Origin of the sequence: Inquilinus limosus (assembly GCF_002195995.1) — a bacterium.
Taxonomy (GTDB): domain Bacteria; phylum Pseudomonadota; class Alphaproteobacteria; order DSM-16000; family Inquilinaceae; genus Inquilinus; species Inquilinus limosus_C.
The window spans coordinates 1-4351 of the sequence record NZ_NHON01000191.1; the positions used below are offsets into that span (position 1 = coordinate 1).

At 70.8% G+C, this 4351-nt stretch carries 3 protein-coding genes and 2 pseudogenes; 1 reads left to right on the plus strand and 4 read right to left on the minus strand.

Translation table 11 applies throughout. The features are described 5' to 3' along the window. Nucleotides 1-1396: pseudogene (locus BWR60_RS38835) on the plus strand (chromosome partitioning protein ParA); the annotation flags it as partial. A 126-nt stretch (nt 1397-1522) separates the two neighbouring features. Here BWR60_RS38835 and BWR60_RS35670 read toward each other — a convergent pair. From BWR60_RS35670 to BWR60_RS37900, 4 genes and pseudogenes are all read right to left on the minus strand, one after another. Next, complete coding sequence (locus BWR60_RS35670; protein ID WP_088158051.1) at nt 1523-2821, minus strand: hemolysin family protein; 1299 nt, start codon at nt 2819-2821, stop codon at nt 1523-1525. A gap of 160 nt (nt 2822-2981) precedes the next feature. After that, a complete protein-coding gene (gene folE, locus BWR60_RS35675; RefSeq protein ID WP_088158053.1) occupies nt 2982-3614 on the minus strand; it encodes a GTP cyclohydrolase I FolE in 633 nt (210 codons plus the stop codon). A 96-nt stretch (nt 3615-3710) separates the two neighbouring features. Next, nucleotides 3711-4103, minus strand: coding sequence for a Co2+/Mg2+ efflux protein ApaG (apaG, locus tag BWR60_RS35680; protein WP_088158055.1), 393 nt, complete (start codon nt 4101-4103; stop codon nt 3711-3713). 52 nt (nt 4104-4155) lie between these two features. Next, nucleotides 4156-4351, minus strand: a pseudogene (locus BWR60_RS37900) (hypothetical protein); the annotation flags it as partial.

Below are 4351 nucleotides of genomic sequence, written 5' to 3' on the forward strand. Positions count from 1 at the left end.
GGCACGAACGATGCTGGACGTCCTGCTGATCCCGGTCCTGATCCTGGCGGCGCTCGGGTGCCTGTACCTGGCCGCCGACCGTGCCGATTCGATGCGCGAGCGCGAGGAGGTGGCGGCCGAGATCGCGGCGCTGCCCGATGGCGAGGACCAGCGCCGGGCGGTGGGCGAGATCCGCTCGGCCCTGGCCGAGGCGCGGTCGGGGCTGGGCGCCCGGCAATCGGCGCTGGAGCGGCTGCAGCGCGAGGCCGGCGGTCGGCGCGGCCGGCTGCGCGCGATCGAGAGCGAGGTGCAGGGCTGGGACAGCCGCGCCCGTGGCAGCGCCGACCGGCTGGCCGAGCTGGAGGCGCGGCTGGAGGAGAACCGGGCGACGCTGCTGGAGCTGGATGCGCGGCCGGCCGAGATCGCCGCCCGGCGCGAGACGCTGATCGGGCAGATCGACGAGGCCGAGCGCCGCCGCCGCATGGCCGCCGACGCGCTGGCGGTGGGCGAGCAGCGCCAGGAGGCCGCGGACCGGGCCCTGCGCGCCGCCGAATCGGCCCTGGCCGAAGCGCGCGAGACCCGGGTGCGCGGCGAGGCGGCGGTGGTGGCGGCCCAGACCGCGGTCGAGGGGCTGCGCACCCGCATCGCCGAGCGGCTGGACTGCGCGCCGGAGGCGGTGGCCGGCCTGGCCGGGCTGACGCCCGAGGCGCCGCTGCCGGACCAGGAGGACACCGCCCGCAGGCTGGACCGGCTGAACCGCGAGCGCGAGGGCATGGGCCCGGTGAACCTGCGCGCCGAGGTCGAGATCGTCGAGATCGAATCCCAGCACACGCGGTTGTCGGCGGAGAAGGAGGACCTGACCGCCGCCATCGCCAAGCTGCGCCAGGGCATCAACTCGCTGAACCGCGAGGCGCGGGAGCGGCTGGTGGCCAGCTTCGACATCGTCGACGGCCATTTCCGGACGCTGTTCACCCGGTTGTTCGGCGGCGGCAAGGCGCAGCTGTCGCTGACCGACACGGAGGACCCGCTGGAGGCGGGGCTGGAGATCTTCGCCAGCCCGCCGGGCAAGAAGCTGCAGCACCTGTCGCTGCTGTCGGGCGGCGAGCAGGCGCTGACCGCGTCGGCGCTGATCTTCGCCGTGTTCCTGACCAACCCGGCGCCGATCTGCGTGCTGGACGAGGTCGACGCGCCGCTGGACGACGCCAATGTCGACCGCCTGTGCACCCTGCTGGTCGAGCTGGCCGAGGGCGGCCGCACCCGCTTCCTGATCATCACCCACCACCGCATGACCATGGCGCGGGTGAACCGGCTCTACGGCGTCACCATGATCGAGCGCGGCGTCAGCCAGCTGGTCTCGGTCGACCTGGAGCAGGCCATCCGCCACGCCCAGCCGCACCAGCAGGAGCTGGCGATCTAGAGGCCGATGGAGCGCCCCTTTTTCTCTGTCATTGCCGGGCGTGACCCGGCAATCCAGTGGGCGTCGACACTCTCTGGATGCCCGGGTCAAGCCCGGGCATGACACAAGGAGAGAGCAACCGGGCCCCTACGGCTCCGTCTGGTCCACCTTGATCAGCACCTTGTCGATGCGGTTGCCGTCGAGGTCGAGCACCTCGTAGCGCACGCCGTTCTCGGTGAAGCTCTCCGCCACCTTCGGCAGGTGGCCGAGATGCCAGAGCACGAAGCCGGCCAGGGTCTGATAGTCGCCGTCCTCCGAGCGCAGGCCGCGCAGGCGCAGCAGGCGCTCGACCTCGTCGATCGGGATCATGGCGTCGACCAGCCAGCTGCCATCGTCGCGCCGGACGATCGAGTAGCCGCCGGCGATGTCGGTCAGGTCGGCGACCTCGCCGGCGATCGCCGCCAGGATGTCGCTCGGCGTCACCAGCCCCTCGACGCTGCCGTACTCGTCGACCACCACGGCGAGGTGGATCGGCGCGCTGCGGAAGGTCGTCAGCAGCCTCAGCGCCGGGGTGCCGTCCGGCACCACCAGCGGCGGCCGCATGGTCTCGGCCACGTCGAACGGGCCGCCCCCGAGCATGCGGTCGAGCAGGTCCTTGGTCTGGATCACGCCCTGGATCTCGTCCAGCTCGCCGCGGGCCACCGGGAAGCGGCTGCAGCCGCTCTCGGCGATGGTCCTGCGGATCTCGTCCGGGCTGTCCTCGAGGTCGACCCACACCATCTCGTGCCGCGGCGTCATGATCGACCGCACCGACCGGTCGGCCAGGCGCAGCACGCCGTCGATCATCTCGCGCTCGGCCTCGACGAAGACGCCGGCCTCGGTGCCCTCGGCGATCATCGACTTCACCTCCTCCTCCGTCACCGTCTGGGCGGGGACGGCGGAGACTCCGAGCAGGCGCAGCACCAGCTCGGTCGAGCGCTGCAGCAGCCAGACGATCGGGGCACCGACGGCCGCGACCGTCTGCATCGGCCGGGCGACGCGGGAGGCGATGGCTTCGGCGTGGTTCAGCGCGATCCGCTTCGGCACCAGCTCGCCGACGATCAGCGAGAAATAGGTGATGGCGACCACCACCAGGGCGAAGGACAGCTCGTCGGCCCACGGGCCCATGCCGGGCACGGTGACGAGCCAGTCGCGCAGCGGCACCGACAGGGTGGCGCCACCGAAGGCGCCGGCGAAGATGCCGATCAGGGTGATGCCGACCTGGACGGTGGAGAGCAGGCGGTTCGGGTCCTCGGCGAGGGCGAGGGCGGCCCTGGCGCCGCGATGGCCCGAATCGGCCATGTTTTGGAGTCGCGCCCGGCGGGCGGAGACCAACGCCAGTTCCGACATCGCGAAAAAGGCGTTGAGCAGGATGAGAGCCACGACGATGACGAGTTCGACGATCATCGGCGGCCACTAGACGGAGGTTCGTCCGTCTCTTCGCTATGGGAAGCTGGCATAATGCCGGGTGGAATACCCGGTCAGGCCCGCCGCGTCCACCGTCATGCCGTCACATGCCGGCAGGACAGCTGTCCGCACCAGGGCACATCTTCCGGTTTCCGGCCGGTCAGACCGGCATTCCGATCATCATCTGGAACTCGCGGCGCAGCTGCGGCTCGTCGCGGAAGGCGCCGATCATGCAGCTGGTCACCATCTGGGTGCCGTGCTTGTGCACGCCGCGCGTGGTCATGCAATGGTGCTGCGACGACACCATCACCGCCACGCCGCGCGGCTTCAGCACCTGGTCGATGGCGCCGGCGATCTGGGCCGTCAGCCGCTCCTGGATCTGCAGCCGCTTGGCATAGGCGTCGACCACCCGCGCCAGCTTGGAGATGCCGACCACGCGCCGGTCCGGCAGATAGGCGACATGCGCCTTGCCGATGATCGGCACCATGTGGTGCTCGCAATGCGACTCGAAGTCGATGTCGCGCAGCAGCACCATCTCGTCATAGCCCTCGACCTCCTCGAAGGTGCGGGACAGCAGTTCGACAGGATCCTGGTCGTAGCCGCGGAAGAATTCCTCATAGGCCTTGACCACGCGTTTCGGCGTGTCGCGCAGCCCCTCGCGCCCGATATCCTCGCCGGCCCAGCGCAGCAGCACGCGCACCGCCTCCTCGGCCTCGGAACGGCTCGGGCGCTGCTCGGACGCGGACTGCGCCGCGACATTGGCCGCCACAGGGGTGAAGGGGTTACGGGTCATGGTGCCGGCCTCTCCGGGCGGTTGTCGATGGCGGTGTGGTTCCACGCTGCGGCCCGGGCCTGGGTCGCGCGGGATCTCGGGATGATCTTGGTCACGTCAGTTCAATCGGATCGTGCGGTGCGGGCTGTCCAGCGAAAAGGCGGGGATCGCCACGTCGAAACGCTCGCCGGCCGGGGTTTCCATCTGATAGGTGCCGACCATGATGCCCGAGGGCGTCGTGATCGGCGCGCCGCTGGTGTATTGGAACACCTTGCCCGGCTCGATCACGGGCTCGACCCCGACCACGCCGGGGCCGCGCACCTCCTGCACCCGGCCGAATTCGTCGGTGATCCGCCAGTAGCGGCTGCGCAGCTGCACCCGCTCCGCCCCGTGATTGGCGATGCGGACGTGATACGCCCAGACGTAGTGGTTCTCGTCCGGCGAGGACTGGTCCTCGAGATAGACCGGCTCGACCGACACCTCGATCGCCCGGGTTTCCGCAGTGTACATGACCTCGATCCGCTGGCGGGGGCGCGACGGCGCCCCGTGTCTCCCCATGAGACTATATGGGACGCCTTGGTGTCGCGTCCAATCGCGACACCGCCGAGGACTCAAATCCGATCTCGACCCGGTCATTCGCCGGCTCCGCCTGCCCCGCGGGGGCCGGCAGCAGCGGGTCGGCCGCGCCGGCGCCGGCAACCGTGATCCGGCCGGGCGCGATGCCCGCCGCCGCCAGCCGGGCCGCGACCAGCCGGATC

What these genes read in the sequence shown, in the direction of transcription:
- BWR60_RS35670 (WP_088158051.1), bottom strand. Translation starts at nt 2,821, where the DNA reads ATGATCGTCGAACTCGTCATCGTCGTGGCTCTCATCCTGCTCAACGCC.
- folE (WP_088158053.1), bottom strand. Translation starts at nt 3,614, where the DNA reads ATGACCCGTAACCCCTTCACCCCTGTGGCGGCCAATGTCGCGGCGCAG.
- apaG (WP_088158055.1), bottom strand. Translation starts at nt 4,103, where the DNA reads ATGTACACTGCGGAAACCCGGGCGATCGAGGTGTCGGTCGAGCCGGTC.